General features: G+C 67.5%; 13 protein-coding genes and 1 pseudogene. 9 read left to right on the top strand and 5 right to left on the bottom strand.

Annotated features, from left to right (window positions below):
- Positions 1–16 precede the first annotated feature (16 nt).
- A complete protein-coding gene (locus RHA1_RS22220; protein ID WP_029539624.1) occupies positions 17–1,558 on the bottom strand; it encodes a PucR family transcriptional regulator in 1,542 nt (513 codons plus the stop codon).
- A 132-nt stretch (positions 1,559–1,690) separates the two neighbouring features.
- On the opposite strand from RHA1_RS22220, the gene hisD reads away from it, so the two are divergent.
- The 7 genes and pseudogenes from hisD to RHA1_RS22180 all read left to right on the top strand — a co-directional run bounded on the left by hisD (position 1,691) and on the right by RHA1_RS22180 (position 11,551).
- Positions 1,691–3,016, top strand: a complete 1,326-nt coding sequence (gene hisD, locus RHA1_RS22215) for a histidinol dehydrogenase (protein ID WP_011596931.1) — start codon at positions 1,691–1,693, stop codon at positions 3,014–3,016.
- Complete coding sequence (locus RHA1_RS22210) at positions 3,013–4,407, top strand: aspartate ammonia-lyase (protein WP_011596930.1); 1,395 nt, start codon at positions 3,013–3,015, stop codon at positions 4,405–4,407. The genes hisD and RHA1_RS22210 overlap by 4 nt, the downstream gene beginning before the upstream one ends.
- 172 nt (positions 4,408–4,579) lie before the next feature.
- Positions 4,580–6,166: a GMC family oxidoreductase gene (locus RHA1_RS22205; RefSeq protein ID WP_011596929.1), complete on the top strand. Its 1,587-nt coding sequence runs from the start codon at positions 4,580–4,582 to the stop codon at positions 6,164–6,166.
- Between the two features lie 35 nt (positions 6,167–6,201).
- Positions 6,202–8,001 (top strand): thiamine pyrophosphate-binding protein, encoded by a 1,800-nt coding sequence (locus RHA1_RS22200; RefSeq protein WP_041812462.1) that lies wholly within the window; start codon positions 6,202–6,204, stop codon positions 7,999–8,001.
- Between the two features lie 12 nt (positions 8,002–8,013).
- Positions 8,014–8,853 carry a sugar phosphate isomerase/epimerase family protein gene (locus RHA1_RS22195; RefSeq protein ID WP_009477612.1) on the top strand — a complete coding sequence of 280 codons (840 nt, stop codon included), beginning with the start codon at positions 8,014–8,016 and terminating at the stop codon, positions 8,851–8,853.
- Positions 8,854–9,028: 175 nt separating this feature from the next.
- Positions 9,029–10,414, top strand: a pseudogene (locus tag RHA1_RS44660) (NAD(P)/FAD-dependent oxidoreductase).
- A 72-nt stretch (positions 10,415–10,486) separates the two neighbouring features.
- Complete coding sequence (locus RHA1_RS22180) at positions 10,487–11,551, top strand: LacI family DNA-binding transcriptional regulator (protein WP_009477610.1); 1,065 nt, start codon at positions 10,487–10,489, stop codon at positions 11,549–11,551.
- A 1-nt stretch (position 11,552) separates the two neighbouring features.
- On the opposite strand, the gene RHA1_RS22175 is transcribed toward RHA1_RS22180, so the two are convergent.
- Positions 11,553–12,446 (bottom strand): LysR family transcriptional regulator, encoded by an 894-nt coding sequence (locus tag RHA1_RS22175; protein WP_011596925.1) that lies wholly within the window; start codon positions 12,444–12,446, stop codon positions 11,553–11,555.
- A 111-nt stretch (positions 12,447–12,557) separates the two neighbouring features.
- On the opposite strand from RHA1_RS22175, the gene RHA1_RS22170 reads away from it, so the two are divergent.
- Both RHA1_RS22170 and RHA1_RS22165 read left to right on the top strand, forming a co-directional pair.
- Entirely contained in the window at positions 12,558–14,048 is a 1,491-nt protein-coding gene (locus RHA1_RS22170) for a CoA-acylating methylmalonate-semialdehyde dehydrogenase (protein ID WP_011596924.1), read from the top strand.
- Positions 14,049–14,060: 12 nt separating this feature from the next.
- On the top strand, positions 14,061–15,221 hold the full coding sequence (locus RHA1_RS22165) for an iron-containing alcohol dehydrogenase (protein ID WP_011596923.1): 1,161 nt from the start codon (positions 14,061–14,063) through the stop codon (positions 15,219–15,221).
- 2 nt (positions 15,222–15,223) lie between these two features.
- On the opposite strand, the gene RHA1_RS22160 is transcribed toward RHA1_RS22165, so the two are convergent.
- From RHA1_RS22160 to RHA1_RS22150, 3 genes are all read right to left on the bottom strand, one after another.
- Positions 15,224–16,045: a PhzF family protein gene (locus RHA1_RS22160; protein ID WP_011596922.1), complete on the bottom strand. Its 822-nt coding sequence runs from the start codon at positions 16,043–16,045 to the stop codon at positions 15,224–15,226.
- A 71-nt stretch (positions 16,046–16,116) separates the two neighbouring features.
- Positions 16,117–16,611, bottom strand: a complete 495-nt coding sequence (locus RHA1_RS22155; protein ID WP_009477605.1) for a DUF3830 family protein — start codon at positions 16,609–16,611, stop codon at positions 16,117–16,119.
- Between the two features lie 68 nt (positions 16,612–16,679).
- The gene (locus RHA1_RS22150; protein ID WP_011596921.1) at positions 16,680–17,921 is read right to left on the bottom strand and encodes an aspartate aminotransferase family protein; all 1,242 of its coding nucleotides are present in this window, start codon (positions 17,919–17,921) and stop codon (positions 16,680–16,682) included.
- Between the last annotated feature and the right edge of the window lie 100 nt (positions 17,922–18,021).

Raw genomic sequence — 18,021 nt, 5'->3', positions numbered from 1 at the left:
GAACCCGGCGACAGTGTCATGGTCGCGAGCTCCGCCGAGCCACGACCGACGACCCTTCGAGCAGATCCAGCCCCTTCACCGCGAGCAGCAGGCTTTGGCGGGTGGCGGCGTCGTCCAGGGACTTGCCCAGAATCGCGGCGATGCGGTCGAGCCGGTTGTACAAGGTCCGGCGCTGGATGAAGAGTTTCTCCGCCGCTTCGGTCTTGCGGCCGTCGACGGCGAGGAATGCTCGCAGTGTCGGCAGCAGCGGGGTCGTGGACTGCGCGTCCTTCGTGAGCAGTGGGCCGAGCTCGTCCTCGACGAAGCTGGCGAGCTCGGGCCCCTGCGCCAACGTCACGAGCAGACGTTCGACGCCGAGGTCGTCGAAATGCAGCATGGGTGAGGCAGGGAGGGAGCGCGACACCGCGGCGGCACTCTTCGCCTGCGTGACCGCGACCTGCAGCATCGATGCGGGCACCGTGCGGCTCATGCCGCCGCCGTGCTCCATTGTCCCGAGCAGGCCCGCGAGCTCGGCGCGGGTCCGGCCGGACTCCGCCGCCACGGCCACGACGTAGTCGCCCATGTCGGCGCTGATCGCACCCGTGTCGATCTGACGGCCGGCGCGCGGACCGGACGAGTCGTCGCGGGCATCCTTGTTCGCGATGACGACGACGATCTGTCCCGACCCCAGCTGGTACCCGAGTCTTCCTGCCTGGTCGACGAATTCGGCGCCGGAGAGATCGCCGATCAGCAGTCGCGTGATCAGTGCCGTGCTCCGCTGATCGTCCCTCGCTTCGCGGCTCCGGTCGGTCAGCAGCGAGATCGCGACGGACGCGGCGGCACGCTCGGTCGCGAAGCCCGCGGTGGACCGTTCGGTCGCGGGCCGGTCGGTGAAGACGTGAATCCAGCCCCACGGCTGACCGCGCATCAGCACCGGCCTGCGGACGCATCCACTGTCGTCGCTGTGGAGGCCCCGCGCGTGCCGGTCCCAGTCCTCGATGCCGGCCTCTTCGTCGAATTCGCCGACGTACGCCATCACGCGATGTGCGATGTTCTCGAGTACCACCGTGCCGTCGGTGAGTTCGGCCAGCGTCTGCACGATGGAGAGGTAGTCGGCGCCGTCCAGGAGGAGGTTCGAGAACGTGGACTCGACTTCCCGTTCGTGGGTGAGCGCCTGCAGGCGCTTGTCGGTCAGGATCTCGTGCACCTGCGACGAGACGCCGGCGAACGACACCTCGCGGGCAAGGGCGATGATCGGCAGGCCGCAGGCCTGCCCTTCGGCGACTACCGCATCCGGTACGCGGTCGAACATCCGTCCCGACTCCTCGATGACGAGAGCGGCGGCCCCGGCATGAGCGGCTGCGCGGACGAACACCTGCTGAAGGGCGTCCGTGCTGCCCATTCCGAGCCCGGCGGTCAGGAGTAATTCTCCACCCCGGAGGAAGCGGGCGATATCCGAGATCTCCGACGAATGCACCCAGCGGACCTCACGGTCGAGGCTGTCCGATCCGGTCAGGACACGGGCTCCCGCGTCTTTCAGGAGATCGATGTCGAGAGCGTCGGCGACGGTGAAGACCATGCTCAATGGTACACAGAACGTGCATGAACCGACGCAAATAGTTCCCACAATGCAACTGTCGGAAACGTGTGTGGCACCGCGATGCTGAGTGGCAACAGATCCAGCCCCTCGCTCATCCGAAGGAAGCATCCCATGTCATTCGTTCTCAAGGCCGCCGTCAGTGAACCAGCGCAGCGGGCGAGCAACCCCGCCGTGGTCGACACCGTCGCCGCCGTCATCGCCGATGTCCGCGCGAACGGCGACGAGGCCGTCCGGAAGTACTCCGAGAAGTTCGACGGCTGGTCCCCCGAATCGTTCCGGCTGAGTGAGGACAGGGTGGCGGAGATCGTGAAGTCCGTTCCCGAGACCGTCCTCGACGATCTGCGATTCGCGCAGCGCCAGATCCGCGACTTCGCCCAGGCGCAGCGGGACTCCATCCAGGACCTCGAGGTCGAGACCCTGCCGGGGGTGTTCCTCGGGCACCGCAACGTCCCGATCGACGCGGCCGCCGCCTACGTACCCGGCGGGCGCTACCCACTGACCGCGTCCGCACACATGACGGTGCTCACCGCGAAGGTCGCAGGTGTCGAACGCGTCGCCGCGACGACGCCCCCGAATGCCGGCGAGCCGCCGCAGATCAGTGTCGCGGCGATGCACCTCGCCGGCGCCGACGAGATCTTCGTTCTCGGCGGAGTACAGGCGGTCGCCGCACTCGCGCTGGGCACCGAGACCATCGACCCGGTGTCCATCCTCACCGGCCCCGGCAACGCCTACGTGGCCGAGGCGAAGCGCCAACTGTTCGGCGAGGTCGGGATCGACCTCTTCGCCGGGCCGACCGAAACGCTCATCGTCGCCGACGACCTGGCCGACCCGTTCACCATCGCCGTCGACCTGCTGAGCCAGGCCGAGCACGGCCCCGATTCGCCGTGCGTGCTGATCACCACGTCGGAGTCCGTGGGACGGGCGGTGATCGACCATATCGACGCCCTGCTCCCCGGCTTGGTCACCAACGCCATCGCCGGCCCCGCGTGGCGTGATCACGGTCAGATCCACGTGGTGGACACGCTCGACGAGGCGTACCGGCTCGCCGACGTCTTCGCGTCGGAGCACGTCCAGATCCTCACCGAGGACCCCCGTCAGGCCCTGACCTCCATGCGGAACTACGGCGCCCTGTTCCTCGGCGAAGGCACGTGTGTTCCCTACGGCGACAAGCTGATCGGAACCAACCATGTTCTCCCGACGCTCGGTGCGGCCCGCTACACGGGCGGTCTGTGGGTGGGCAAGTTCCTCAAGACGCTCACCTACCAGGAGGTGCGCGATCTCGGCAGCAGCGCGAAACTCGGCGAGGTGTGCGGCCGCCTGTCGCGGCTGGAGAAGTTCGAGGGGCACGCCCGCTCCGGCGACCTTCGCGCCGCCAAGTTCGGCAACGCCCCGCTCCCGTGGGGCGACATCCCTACCCGGGTGACGTCGGAACGATGACCCGCACCGAACACGACCTCCTCGGCGACCGCGAGGTCCCCGAGGACGCCTACTACGGCATCCACACTTTGCGGGCGACGGAGAACTTCCCGATCACCGGCATTCCGCTGGCCAGCCATCCCGACCTCGTGTCGGCGCTGGCGTCCGTCAAGCAGGCTGCGGCGCAGACCAACGCGGGCCTCGGCCTGTTGCCGCGGCGCGAGGCGGACGCCATCGTGGCGGCCTGCGAGGAGATCCGGGCCGGCGCCCTGCGCGACCAGTTCGTCGTGGACGTCATCCAGGGCGGTGCAGGCACGTCGACGAACATGAACGCGAACGAGGTGGTGGCCAACCGGGCTCTGGAATTGCTCGGTCACCGGCGCAGTCGCTACGAGTATCTCCATCCGCTCGAGCACGTGAACATGAGCCAGAGCACGAACGACGTCTACCCCACCGCGATCAAGGCCGGCCTGCAAACCGCCCTGACCAGGCTGCGGGCGGCCATGCGGGACTTGGCGGCGGAGTTCGCGGTGAAGTCGACGGAGTTCTCCGACGTCCTCAAGGTCGGCCGCACCCAGTTGCAGGATGCGGTTCCGATGACCCTGGGCCAGGAGATCGCGACGTTCGCTCTCATGATCGACGAGGATTCCCAGCGGCTCGGGGAGGCGGCGACGCTCATCTCCGAGATCAATCTGGGCGGAACGGCGATCGGGACCGGTCTCAACGCGCACCACGAGTACGCGTGGCGGGTGCGCGAACATCTTGCCGCGATCACCGGGATCGAGGTGACGACGGCGTCCGACCTGATCGAAGCCACGCAGGACGTCGGGGCGTTCGTCCAGCTGTCCGGGGTGCTCAAACGTACCGCGGTGAAGCTGTCCAAGATCTGCAACGACCTTCGGCTCCTGTCGTCGGGCCCGCGTGCCGGTTTCGGTGAGATCACGTTGCCGCCCGTGCAGGCAGGATCGTCGATCATGCCGGGCAAGGTGAACCCGGTGATCCCGGAGGTGGTGAACCAGATCGCCTTCCGGGTGGTCGGTAACGACCTGACGGTGACGATGGCGGCCGAGGGTGGGCAGCTTCAGCTCAATGCCTTCGAGCCGGTGATCGCGCACAGCCTGTTCGAGACGATCGAACTGCTCACTCGTGGATGCACCGTCCTGCGTGAACGCTGCGTGGTCGGTATCGGCGCGAACATCGACCATCTGAAGAACATGGTGGACGCGTCCATCGGCGTGGTCACGGCCCTCAACCCGCACATCGGGTACACCGCGGCCACCGCGATCGCCGCCGACGCACTCGCGACCGGGCGCACCGTCGCCGCGCTCGTGCTCGAGCGGGGTCTGCTCAGCCGCGAGCAACTCGACGACGTGCTGCGGCCGGAGAACCTCACTCGACCGCTCGTGCCCTGACGGCCGCGGGCAGCTCATCCCCCGCCGGGATGAGTTGCTCGTGCGGGGTTGACATCCCCGACACTGCCGCTAACCTTTAGTTATACGTATAACCATTTCACCGACTGCCGGTTCACGTCGACCCGCCCGGCAGATCCGTGACACCACTCTCTACGACCGAGGAGCAGGACCCATGAGAGACGCATCCGTGGGGGAGCCCACAGGCCCGAGCAAACACAGCTACGACGTCGTCATCGTCGGCAGCGGAATGGGCGGCGGAACGCTCGCCTACGCGCTCGCGGACTCGGGAGTCGATGTGCTTCTGATCGAGCGCGGCGACTTCCTGCCGCAGGAGAAGCAGAACTGGGACCCGCAGGAAGTCTTCGAAGGTCACCGGTATGCGAACGCCGAGCAGTGGTACGACACCGAGGGCAGGCCGTTCAGCCCCGGCACGTACTACTACGTCGGCGGGAACACGAAGCTGTACGGCTCGTCGCTGGCGCGGTTCCGGCGTGAAGACTTCCAGTCGACGCAACACGAGGCCGGCGAATCTCCCGAGTGGCCGTTCTCGTACGACGACTTCGCCCCGTATTACGCACGGGCAGAACAGGTGCACCGGGTCCACGGCGATCACACCGACGACCCGACGCTCCCCCGCGACGAACCCTTCCCCTACCCGGCGATCGGACACGAGCCACCGGTGCAGGAGGCGGCCGACGCACTGCGGCGCCTCGGGTACACGCCGTCGAACATCCCACTGGGCATCGACCTGCGCGACGGCGGCGGATGTATCCGATGTCGGACCTGCGACGGGTTCCCCTGCCGGGTGCTGGCGAAGTCGGACGCGGATGTGTGCTGCGTCCGGCCTGCCATCGCGTCGGGCTCGGTGGAACTGCTGACCAACGCGTACGCCGAGCGCGTGCTCACCGACGAGACCGGGCACCGGGCGACCGGCGTGCAGATCCGGCACCGCGGCACCGAACTCGTCGTCGATGCACGCACCGTGGTGGTGTCCTGTGGCGCCGTCAACTCCGCGGCGCTGCTGCTCCGGTCGGCGAACGCCGCGCACCCGGACGGTCTCGCCAACTCCTCCGGCATGGTCGGACGAAACTACATGGTGCACAACAACTCCATCATGGTGGGCGTCAACCCACTGAAGAAGAACACGTCCGAGTTCCAGAAGACGTTGTACATCAACGATTTCTACACGCACGGCACCGCCGACCACCCCTACCCGCTGGGACACGTGCAACTCATCGGCAAGTTGCAGGGCGAGATGATCAAGGGCCAACGGCCGCTGATCCCCAAGTGGGCGCTGAGCCAGGCCACGGCCCGCAGCATGGACTGGTGGCTGTTCACCGAGGATCTGCCCGATCCGGACAACCGCGTCACCCTCACCGACGACGGCAACATCCAGATCGCGTGGACCCCCAACAACACTCGCGCCCACGAGGTACTCGTCCGCGAGGTGCGCAAGATCCTCCGGAAGATCGGCTATCCGTTCGTCTTCAGCCAGGGCACCGGCATCGAGGTCAACTCCCACCAGGCCGGCACCGTGCGGGCCGGAACCGACCCCGCGACCTCCGTGCTCGACGCCGACTGCCGCGCCCACGACGTCGGCAACCTGTACGTCGTCGACTCGTCGTTCTTCCCGTCCCTGCCCGTGATGAACCCTGCCCTGTCCATCGCGGCCAACGCCTTCCGCGTCGCCGAGAGCATCGCCGACCGAGTCGGCAAGACCCGTTCCCACGACACCCCGGCCCAGTCCGCGTCCCTGTGACGCTTCGCCCCCACCACACCCAGAAAGCCTCTTCGATGACAACACAGAAACTCACCGGCGGACAGATGGTCGTCGACTTCCTCATCCGCGAGGGAGTCGAGAAGGTCTTCGCGATCCCCGGACACGGCAACACCGCCCTCCTCGACGCGTTCGTCGACCGAGCCGACGAGATCGAATTGGTGCCGGCCATGCACGAACAGGGCGCCGCCCACATGGCCGACGGCTACTACCGGGCGTCCGGCAAGATCGCCGCGATCTGTACCTCCATCGGACCGGGCGCGACCAACACCCTCACCGGGCTCGCGACCGCGTTCGCCGACTCGATGCCGATGCTCCTGATCACCGGCGCCGTGCACACCTACATGGAGAACCGCGGGGTGCTCCAGGAAATCGACCGCCCGCACGGCAACAACTTCCCCCGCATGGTGGAGCCGGTGGTCAAGCGGTGGTGGCAGCCCAGCCGCCTCGAACAGCTGCCGGTGGCGCTCGCGCAGGCGTTCAACACGATGCACGAGGGCAGGCGCGGACCCGTGCTCGTCGACATCCCGCAGGACCTGCAGGCCGAGTACGGCGACTACACCCCCGACACCGGTGCCCGCCGTCCCGCCACCCGCGCGACCGGCGACCCGGCCGTGATCGCCGAGGCCGCACGCCTGCTCGCCGGTGCGAAACGTCCCGTCATCGTGGCCGGTGGCGGCGTCATCCACGCCGAGGCCGCCGCCGAACTGATGGCCGTCGCCGAGCACCTCGGCGCGCCGGTGACCCATTCGTTCCAGGGCAAGGGCGCGTTCCCCGCCGACCACGACCTCTACGCGTGGCCGTGCGGCGACATGGGGTCGATCCCCGGCAACGGCGTCACGCGCACCGCCGACGTGATCCTCGCCGTCGGCTGCCGGTTCAGCGACCGCATCACGTCGTCGTACCGCCCCGGCGTCACGTTCGACATCCCGAACACCAAGCTCGTGCAGATCGACATCGACGGTTTCGAGATCGGCCGCAACTACCCGGTCGAGGTCGGCGTCGTCGGCGACGCGAAAACGTCCCTCGCCGCGCTGCGCGACGTGCTCGCCGACCTCGGGCCTGCCCTCGACTACCGCAGCACCGACTACTTCGCCGAACTGCAGGACCTCAAGGCGCAGTGGGAAGAGCACCTGCGGCCGATGCGGACCACCGACTACCTGCCGATGACCAACTCGCGGGCGATGGTCGAGATCCGCAAGGCCCTTCCGCGCGAAGGCATTCTGGTCACCGACTCGTCGAACCCCGCGAACCAGGCGTTCAACGAGTTCCCGATCTACGACCCGAAGACCAACATCGTGGCCGGCGGCTTCTCTGGCATCGGATTCGGTGTGCCCGCCGCGATCGGCGCGCAGATCGGCGCCCCGGACACCCCGGTCCTGGCGATGGTCGGCGACGGCAGCTTCCTCCAGACCGGCACCGAGATCGCGACCGCCGCGATGCTCGGAGTGCCGCTGGTGATCGTCGTGCTCAACAACGGCGGCTGGGAAGCGATCAAGGACCTCCAGATCAGCCTGTTCGGCGAAGAACGCGAAATCATCTCCGGGTGGAAGAACCTCGACGGGACACCGTATTTCGCCGACATCACCCGGTTCGCCCAGTCACTCGGCTGCAGCGCCGAGCGCGTCGAGGACCCGGAGAAGCTGGCCGACGCGATCGAGCGCGCCTTCGCGACGCCGGGCCCGGTGATCATCGAGGCGATGAGCGCCCACGAGCTGCCGTGGACCGAGATGCACCCGACCGGCTGGTGGGACATCACCGTTCCCGCCTACCACGGCGAGGTCCGTGACGACTACGTCGCGCAACGCGGATTCTGATCGGAGACCGGCATGGGAGAGATCAAGCTCGGCCTGAACCTGGAGTTCGCCCGATTCGAGAACGGGTCGTTCGACTGGGCCATGGACCAGGCCGCGGAGATCGGCTACAAGTACGTGGAGCCGATGGTCTACTGGGGCCGCGAGTTGCTGAGCACGGCCGGGTACTTCCACACCCGGTCGATGCTCGACGACCCGCTCATCATGCGGGACGCCGCCGAATCACGCGGGCTGAACATCTCCTCGCTGTCCAGTCATGCGCCGCTGGCCAAGCCGGACGTGAGCGTCGACTATCTCAAGCAGTCGATCCGCTACGCGGCCGAGGTCGGTTCGCCGATGATCATGGTCGACGACGGGCCGCTGCCGACGTGGACCACCGAGGCGGAGAACTACACGCTGATGCGGTACACACTTCAGGAGGCGGCGAAGGTGGCCGAACCGCGCGGCATCAAGATTGCGATCGAAACGCACGGCGAGTACACCGCGACCCCGGAGCGGCTCGAGAAGATCACGACGCTGATCGACAGCCCGGCATTGACGATCAACCTCGATACCGGCAACAGCTATCTCAGTGAGAACGACCCGCACGAGTGGCTCGAGCAGATCATCGGCGGCGTCACGCACCTGCACGCCAAGGACATCGGGATCGAGGACGCGAAGCGGCTGCGCGGCAAGGTCCGCGGCATGCTCGGCTGCGCCTGCGGCGACGGCGTCATCGACTGGGAACGGATCGTCAACACACTGGATAAGGCCGACCACGACGTCGTCCTGTCGGTCGAGTGCGGTGGCCTCGACGCCGCGAAGAAGAGCTACACCTACCTCACCGATCTGATCACCCGCACCCAGGGCAGCTGACAACGGCGTCGCCGGTCCCGCAGGTGATCTCGCGGCACGCCGGGTCCTGAACCGACATTCGAGTCTCCGGTGCGTCGTGTCCATCGTGCCGCCCGACACCCCGTGTGTCGGGCGGCACGCTTCACCCCTACCAGTACTGCGGATGGCGATAGGCGCGATCCGGGAAGAGCGTGTGATGAATACTCCTGCCCGCACCGAGGCACGTCATCGCGTGGTGATCATCGGTTCCGGATTCGGCGGCCTGTTCGCCGCGAAGGCGTTGCGCCGCGCCGACGTCGACGTGCTCGTCGTCGACCGCACCAGCCACCACCTGTTCCAGCCGCTGCTGTACCAGGTGGCGACCGGAATCCTGTCCGAGGGAGAAATCGCACCGTCGACGCGGATGGTGCTGAAGAAGCAGTCGAACGCCTCGGTGATGCTGGGGGACGTCACCGACATCGACCTGACCGCGCGCAGGATCACCTCGACCCACCAGGGCAGAACCACCACCACCACCGAGTACGACAGTCTGATCGTCTCGGCCGGAGCCCGGCAGTCGTACTTCGGTAACGACCACTTCGCCGAACACGCCCCCGGCATGAAGACCATCGACGACGCACTCGAACTCCGCGGCCGGATCCTGGGCGCGTTCGAACGCGCCGAGCTGTCCACCGACCCCGAGGAGCGGGCCCGCCTCCTGACGTTCGTGGTGGTCGGCGCATGACCCACCGGGGTGGAGATGGCCGGTCAGATAGCGGAACTGGCCCACCGAACCCTCGTCGGCGCGTACCGGAACATCGACACCCGCGACGCCCGGATCGTCCTGCTCGACGCCGCGTCCGCGGTGTTGCCGCCGTTCGGCGACCGGCTCGGGTCCACCGCCGCCGAACGCCTCGAGAAGATCGGTGTCGAGGTGCGGCTCGGGGCGGCCGTCACCGACGTCGACGCGGACGGCGTGACGATCAAGGACGGGCGAGGCGAGACCGTCCGCATCGAATCCGCGTGCAAGGTGTGGTCGGCGGGCGTGGAAGCCAGCCCGCTGGCCAGGCAGCTGGCCGAGCAGTCGGGGGCCGAACTCGACCGCGCCGGGCGGATCGCCGTACACGAGGACCTGACGGTGCCGGGACACCCCGAGGTATTCGTGATCGGAGACATGATGGCGCGCGACCGCCTTCCCGGGGTGGCGCAGGTCGCGATCCAGGGTGGCCGCTACGCGGCAAAGCAGATCGCGGCCGGCGCCCGAGGACGTGACTCGTCACCCGACCGCGTTCCCTTCCAATACCGGGACAAGGGGGCGATGGCCACGATCTCGAGGTTCCACGCGGTCGTGAAGGTCGGGGGTATCGAACTCGCGGGACTGTTGGCGTGGATCCTGTGGCTGGCCGTCCACGTCGTCTACGTCGTCGGGTTCCGGAGCCGGCTGTCCACGCTCATGTCGTGGACGTGGACCTTCGTCGGGTCGTGGCGGGGACAGATGACCGTCACCGATCAACAGGTGGCGGCACGCAACGTCATGGGCAAACTCGTTCTCCTCGACCGGGGTGAGGACGACGATGACACCGTTGTCGCCAGAGCGAGCTGACACCCGGGGGACGCGCACGGTCCGGCCGATAAGCTGGGCTCGGTAACCGTGCGACGGAGAGGATCGGCATTCGTGACCACGATGCACGACGTCGCCCGAGCCGCAGGCGTGTCCCAGGCCGCGGTCTCGTACGCGTACAACCAGCCCCACAAACTGTCGGCAGCGCGGCGCGCCCACATATTCCAGGTGGCCGCGGAACTCGGGTATGCCGGCCCCAACCCCGCGGGACGCAATCTCCGCACAGGGCAGGTCGGTGCGCTGGGGCTGATGATCACCGACTCGCTGCGCTACGCATTCGACGACCCGGCCACCTCGCAGTTGCTCAAAGGCATATCGGAGGTCGGTGAACTCGCCGAGGTCGCGCTGACGCTGCTGCCCTGCCCACTCGAGTCGACCCGGGTGGCCGAGGGTTCCGGCGTGCTCGTGCGGGGCGCGGTGGACGGCTTCCTCGCGTATGCGATGCCGGACGGCCATCCCGGAATGCAGACGGCGATGAGCCGCCGGCTGCCGATAGTCGTGATCGACGGCCCCAACCCTGGCGGACTGCCGCGGGTCGGAATCCGGGATCGGCAGGCCGCCAAGGAGATCGCGGAGCACGTTCTGTCGCTCGGGCACCGGCGTGTCGGGTTTCTCGTCGACCGGCTCGTCCCCGACGGCAAGGGTGGGCCCGTCGACGCCGCCCGCACCCGGGCCGCACGAGACCACGTGATGAAGGAACGCCTCGCCGGATACGCGTCCGCCTGCCGCAAATACACGGTGCCGTGGTCGTCCACCGTGGTCGTCGAAGCAGGCGGGTTCGACTACGAACTGTCGCGCACCGCCGTCGAGACGCTGCTCGATGCCGGTCCCGTGACCGCCGTCATCGCCGCCTCCGACCTGCTGGCCCTCGCGGCCATCGACGTCGCACACGAACGTGGTCTCCGGGTGCCGCAGGATCTGTCGGTGGTCGGTTTCGACGACATTCCCGCGGCCCGGGCCGCCGGACTCACGACGGTCCGGCAACCACTCGTCGACAAGGGCCGCGAGGCCGCGCAACTGCTGCTCGACATCATCGGTGGCGGAGCGGGACGGGAAATCACACTCCCCACCGAGCTCGTCGTCCGCGAGAGCGCCGGACCCGTCACTGCGGACCGGTAAGTTACCCTGCTGCACCTCGCAGTTCGGGATTGCCGTCGACGATGGAGTAGAGCGCCTCGGTGATCGCCTTCACCCGCGCGAGTCGCGTCAGTTCCCGCGGTACCACCAGCCAGTAGGTGCGGTGGGCGATGAAGTCGTCGCGGAGAACCGGCACCAGATCCTCGTCCAGCGCCCCGATGTAGCTCGGCAGCGGCGCGATCCCGACTCCGTGCTTCACGGCCTGGTAGTGGCCCGCGATGTTGTTGGTCTGGATCTGGGCCTGGAAGTCGGGAATCAGCGCGTCGAGGATCCGCAGCGGCTCGACGTCCAGGAACGCATCCACGTACCAGATGAGCGTGTGGTGCCGGAGATCCTCGAGTGACGTGATGGGGTCGTGTGCGTCCAGGTAGCGCCGCGACGCGTACAGACGAAGGTCGTAGTCGGCCAGTTTGCGGACCACCACGGACCGCGGCGACGGACGCTCGAGGGTGACCGCGATGTCGAAGTCGCGCCCGGTCAGCAGGTCGTGGGTGGTGGACGTGACGAGTTCGGTGAACAGGTCGGGGTGCACGGACCGCAGTGCGGCCAACCCCGGCACCAGCACGAACGACCCGAAACCGTCCGGAGTGATGATCCGGACGGTGCCCGTCAGCCCGCCCAGGGACGACGTTTCGTCGAGAGCGGCGAGCACCGCGGATTCCACCGCCTCCGCGTGGGGAACCAGTCGCCGGCCCGCCTCGGTGAGCTGCCACCCCGACACGCCACGATCGAAAAGTCTCGTGCCCGTGTCCTTCTCGAGCCGGGTGATTCTCCGCGAGACGGTCGTGTGATCGACACCGAGTCGCTTCGCCGCATCGGCGAGGCGGCCGGTTCTCGACAACTCCAGGAGGTAACGCATGTTGTCTGCGGTGAACATCGCTCTCATCCTCGTGCAAAAGTGCAGTCCGAAGTGCCATTTTACTCGTTGACGCAGGCATTGTTGCCCAGCAGACTCGTGGGCACCCCACCTTTCCCAGGAGTGAACCCCATGGCCGTTATCTCGCATTGGCTCAACAACAAGTCCTACCCCGGAACGCGTGCCGATACCGCTCCGGTGACGAATCCGGCGACCGGTGCCGTCACCGGTCAGGTCGCCCTGGCCAGCGTCGAGGACGCCCGCGCCGTCATCGACGCCGCCGCCGCCGCGTTCCCCGCCTGGCGCGACACCTCCCTCGCCAAGCGCACCCAGGTGATCTTCACGTTCCGGGAACTGCTCAACGCCCGCAAGGGCGAACTCGCCGAAATCATCACCGCCGAGCACGGCAAGGTCGTCTCCGACGCACTCGGTGAGGTGTCCCGCGGCCAGGAGGTCGTCGAATTCGCCTGCGGCATCGCACACCTGCTCAAGGGCGGCATGACCGAAAACGCCTCCACCAACATCGACGTCTCCTCCCTCCGCCAACCCGTCGGCCCGGTCGGGATCATCTCCCCGTTCAACTTCCCCGCCATGGTCCCGATGTGGTTCTTCCCCATCGCCATCGCCACCGGCAACACCGTCGTCCTCAAACCCAGCGAGAAGGACCCGACCGCCGCGATCTGGATGGCCGAACTCTGGGCCGAGGCCGGCCTGCCCGCGGGGGTGTTCAACGTGCTGCAGGGCGACAAGACCGCCGTCGACGAACTGCTCACCAACCCCGCCATCAAGGCCATCAGCTTCGTCGGCTCCACCCCCATCGCCCAGTACGTCTACGCCACCGGCACCGCCCACGGCAAACGCGTCCAAGCCCTCGGCGGGGCGAAGAACCACGCCATCGTCCTCCCCGACGCCGACCTCGACCTGGCCGCCGACGCCATGGTCAACGCCGGCTTCGGCTCCGCCGGCGAACGCTGCATGGCCATCAGTGCCCTGGTCGCGGTCGGCGACATCGCCGACGAACTCGTCGCCAAGATCAAGGACCGCACCGACACCCTCAAGATCGGCGACGGCACCCGGGACTCCGACATGGGACCACTGGTGACCAAGGTGCACCGCGACAAGGTCGCCTCCTACATCGACGCCGGCGAAAACGACGGCGCCACCATCGTCGTCGACGGGCGCACCGTGCAGGCCAATGGCGGCAAGGACGGGTTCTGGCTCGGCCCGACCCTGATCGACCACGTCACCACCGACATGTCCGTCTACACCGACGAAATCTTCGGACCCGTCCTCTCCGTCATCCGCGTCGGCTCCTACGACGACGCCCTGGAACTGGTGAACTCCAGCCCGTTCGGCAACGGCACCGCCATCTTCACCAACGACGGCGGCGCCGCCCGACGATTCCAGAACGAGGTCGAGGTCGGCATGGTCGGCATCAACGTCCCCATCCCCGTCCCGATGGCGTACTACAGCTTCGGTGGCTGGAAGAACTCCCTCTTCGGCGACACCCACGCGCACGGCACCGAAGGCGTCCACTTCTTCACCCGCGGCAAGGTCGTCACCACCCGCTGGCTCGACCCCAGCCACGGCGGCCTCAACCTCGGATTCCCCCAGAACAACTAAGGAACCTCTCCCATGACCGCACACCTCTCACTCCCCCGTTTCGCCAGGATCGGGGCCGGAGCAGTCGACGAGATCGGCTCGGTTGTCGACCAACTTGGCTTGCAGAGACCGGTTCTCGTCACCGACTCCTATCTGACCGGCACCGGCGCGGCCGACCGGATCATGAGCCTCCTCAGGTCCGCGGGCAAGGAGCCGGCACTGTTCTCCGGCACCGTGCCCGACCCCACCACCGATTCTCTGGAGGAGGGGCTGAGGATCGTCGCCGAGCACAACGCGGATTCGGTGATCGGGTTCGGCGGCGGTAGTCCGATGGACACCGCGAAGGCATTGGCAGTGCTGTCCGCGAACGGCGGCGAGATGCGGTCGTACAAGGCACCTCACGTGTACGCCGGGAAGGCGCTGCCGATCATCGCGATACCGACCACCGCCGGAAGCGGCTCGGAGGCGACGCAATTCACCGTCATCAGTGACAGCGCTTCCGACGAGAAGATGCTGTGTCCGGGACTCTCCTTCCTGCCGATCGCCGCGATCGTGGATTTCGAACTCACGATGTCGATGCCGCCGCGGTTGACCGCCGACACCGGAATCGATGCGCTCACCCACGCCATCGAGGCGTACGTCAGCAAGAAGGCCCAGCCGTTCACCGACGGACTCGCGCTGTCCGCGATCCGCACCATCGGCAAGCACATCGGCACCGCGTACGCCGACGGTGAAGACCGCACCGCGAGAGAAGCGATGATGGTCGCGTCCATGCAGGCCGGTATGGCGTTCTCCAACTCGAGCGTGGCGCTGGTGCACGGGATGAGCAGGCCGATCGGTGCGCATTTTCATGTCGCACACGGACTGTCGAATGCCATGCTGCTTCCCGCGATCACGGCGTTCTCCGTGAACGGAGCGGAGAGCCGCTACGCCGACTGCGCGCGAGCGTTCGGCGCTGCACCCGAATCGGCAGGCGATTCCGTCGCCGCGCAGTTCCTCGTCGAGACCCTGAGCACGCTGTGTCACGACCTGAAGGTTCCGACGCCGCTCGCCTACGGGATCGACCGCGACGCCTGGGACGGCCTCATTCCGTTGATGGCAGAGCAGGCGCTGGCGTCCGGATCGCCCGGCAACAATCCGGTCGTCCCCACCGCCGGCCAGATCGAGACGCTGTATTCGGAGGTCTTCAGCTAGCGCTAGAACTCGACGGTGCCCCGGAGGTACCGCCGATACGCCCCGGACAGGTGGACGCGGTCGCCGCGCACCGCGCAGTGAACGGTTCCTCCCCGCGCCGACAGTTGGCGTCCGACAAGGCTGTTTCGGCCCAGGACGTCAGCCCAGTACGGTGCGATCTGCGAGTGCGCGGACCCCGTCACCGGATCCTCCTGCACGCCGGCCGCGGCGCCGAACCATCGCGACACGAAGTCGAGTCCCTCGACGTCGGATGCCGCGGTGACGACGATTCCCCGCACCTTCAGCGGGCTGAAAACGGCGAAGTCGGGTGCCATCGACACGATGTCGTGTTCGGATTCGGCGACGAACACGAGGTCGGTGGCCTTCAGGCACTCCCGCACCGGAATGCCGAGTGCCGCGACGATCCGGGGATCGGCCGCGGTCGGCACCGGCGGCTCGGCCGGGAAATCCATCACCAGCGTCGCGTCCGGTCCACGGTCGACGTGCAGCCAACCGCTGCGCGTCCAGAACTGGATGCGGTCGGCGTCCGGGTGTACGTCCTCGAAGATCTGCGCGGCGGTCGCGAGGGTGGCATGACCGCACAGGTCCACCTCGACGGCAGGGGTGAACCACCGCAGGTGATACGCCGGATGTTCCGGGTCGTGGGGCCCCGCGTCCGCGGGAAGCCCGGCGGTGTAGAACGCCGTCTCGGACAGGTTGTTTTCTTCGGCGAGTTGCTGAAGCACCGAATCTTCCAGCCAGTCGGTCAGCGGCATGACCGCCGCCGGGTTGCCCTCGAAGGGTCCGGCGGCGAATGCGTCGATCTGATAGATGTCCAGCTTCATAGCGTCCGATGGTGGTGGACGATCCGGCGCCCGTCGAGGGCCATCGCGCACACGCTGGACCGGTCCCGACGTCAGGCTCGCGCGAAGCTCATCGTCTCGCCTTCGACGCCGCGCATCCACAGGTCGTTGCACGCGGCCGCCAGTTCCGGCAGTCCCTCCTCGATGGCGGCGAACACGTTGCCCGGCACCCAGCCGACGTCGCCGTTGAGCAGGAGGTTGTTGCGGCCGTAGAAGATCGCGAGGTCGGTGGCGCCCTGCGCGGCGTGCGCCTCGGAGCCCGGCTCGTACCCGTAGGCGGAGTTGCCGATCTCCCAGGGCTCGAAGTCGAACAGGCAGACGTCGCCGGGAATCGGTGTGACGGTGGGATTTTCCCGCCGCGGCGCCGCGGTGATCCGCGGGATCAGCGTGTACACCTCGTTGCGCGCGTACTTGGCGTGGTACGCGTCGCCGCTCTGCGGGAGCACGTTCCACACCGCGTCGCAGGTGAGTGGTGCGTCCTCGTCGAGAAGCCGGGCACGGCAGGTCACGCCGCGCTTGTCCAGGCTGATGGTGATGTAGCGAGCCACGATTCCTCCTTCGGAGCCCGTGAGTACTTCTTAACCGCCCGCGGTTAATAAGTACTCACGGGTGCTTGTCACACTTCGTCGAGTACTTCGGACCAGATCTTCAGGGCGTCCTCGATCTGTTCCGCCGTCACGATGAGCGGTGGAATCATCCGTACCACGTTCATGTGGGCGCCGCAGGTCAACAGCAGCAGCCCCTTCTTCGCGGCCAGCTGCTGCGCCGCAGACGCTTTCGTGCGGTCCGCGCTGCCGTCGGCGGCCGTGAACTCGCTTCCCACGAGCAGTCCGAGACCACGGACGTCGCCGATCCCGTCGATGGCCCGGGTGCGCGCACCGTCGAGCAACTGGACGCCCCGCGCGGCGGCGTTGGCCACGAGGTCTTCCTTCTCGATCACCTCGAGCGTCGCGACCGCGGCCGCGCAGGACACGGCGTTGCCGCCGTACGTTCCCCCCTGCGACCCCGGCCAGCCCTTGGCCATGAGCGCCTCGGACGCCGCGATGCCCGACAGCGGGAAGCCGCTGGCCAGACCCTTGGCGATGGTGATGATGTCGGGCCGGACGTCGAAGTGCTGGTGCCCGAAGAACTTGCCGGTGCGGCCGAAACCGGTCTGGATCTCGTCGATGACGAGCAGGATGCCGTAGCGGTCGGCGCGCTCGCGGAGCCCCTGGAAGAACGCGGTGTTGCCGGGCACGTATCCGCCCTCGCCGAGGACGGGCTCGACGACGAACGCCGCCGTCTCGTTCGGGGCGGTGAGCGTCGCGAAGATGTAGTCGAGTTCCTTCAGCGCGAACGCGGTCGCCTCCTCCTCGGACCAGCCGTAGCGGTAGGCGTTGGGGAACGGTGCCACGTGCACACCGCCCATCAGCGGGCTGAAGCCGGCCGAGAACCGGGTGCCGGACGTGGTCATCGTCGCCGTCGCGACCGTGCGTCCGTGGAATCCGCCGTGGAAGACGATCACGTTGGGGCGGCCGGTCGCCTGCCGCGACAGTCGCAGCGACGCCTCGACGGCCTCGCTCCCCGAGTTCGCGAAGAACAGCGAGTCGAGCCCCGCGGGCAGCACCGACCCCAGCCGATCGACCAGTTCGAGCATCGGCTGGTGCATGACCGTCGTGTACTGGCCGTGGATCAGGGAGCCGATCTGCCTACGCGCGGCCTCCACGACGTGCGGGTGGCAGTGCCCGGTACTGGTGACGCCGATGCCCGCGGTGAAGTCGAGATAGCGCCTGCCGTCGGTGCCGTAGAGGTAGCACCCTTCACCGTGATCGACCGTCACGGGTGTGGCCTGTGCGAGCAGTGGAGATAGCCGAGTCACGAGAACCCTCCCACGCGTAGATGCCGGTGGATATCGGCAAGTGCATTGTCAGATTGTTGACAATCTGTATAACATGGGGAGCGTCCCTTCGGCAACGGAG

Source organism: Rhodococcus jostii RHA1 (assembly GCF_000014565.1).
Taxonomy (GTDB): Bacteria; Actinomycetota; Actinomycetes; order Mycobacteriales; family Mycobacteriaceae; genus Rhodococcus_F; species Rhodococcus_F jostii_A.
Note: the sequence above shows the minus strand (reverse complement) of the source record. Positions and strands in the feature narration are given on the sequence as shown.

Bases quoted from the DNA above. Each gene is read 5' to 3' on its own strand.
- RHA1_RS22165 (WP_011596923.1), top strand. From the start codon at position 14,061: ATGACCGCACACCTCTCACTCCCCCGTTTCGCCAGGATCGGGGCCGGA.
- hisD (WP_011596931.1), top strand. From the start codon at position 1,691: ATGTCATTCGTTCTCAAGGCCGCCGTCAGTGAACCAGCGCAGCGGGCG.
- RHA1_RS22170 (WP_011596924.1), top strand. From the start codon at position 12,558: ATGGCCGTTATCTCGCATTGGCTCAACAACAAGTCCTACCCCGGAACG.
- RHA1_RS22200 (WP_041812462.1), top strand. From the start codon at position 6,202: ATGACAACACAGAAACTCACCGGCGGACAGATGGTCGTCGACTTCCTC.
- RHA1_RS22205 (WP_011596929.1), top strand. From the start codon at position 4,580: ATGAGAGACGCATCCGTGGGGGAGCCCACAGGCCCGAGCAAACACAGC.
- RHA1_RS22160 (WP_011596922.1), bottom strand. From the start codon at position 16,045: ATGAAGCTGGACATCTATCAGATCGACGCATTCGCCGCCGGACCCTTC.
- RHA1_RS22175 (WP_011596925.1), bottom strand. From the start codon at position 12,446: ATGTTCACCGCAGACAACATGCGTTACCTCCTGGAGTTGTCGAGAACC.
- RHA1_RS22220 (WP_029539624.1), bottom strand. From the start codon at position 1,558: ATGGTCTTCACCGTCGCCGACGCTCTCGACATCGATCTCCTGAAAGAC.
- RHA1_RS22210 (WP_011596930.1), top strand. From the start codon at position 3,013: ATGACCCGCACCGAACACGACCTCCTCGGCGACCGCGAGGTCCCCGAG.
- RHA1_RS22195 (WP_009477612.1), top strand. From the start codon at position 8,014: ATGGGAGAGATCAAGCTCGGCCTGAACCTGGAGTTCGCCCGATTCGAG.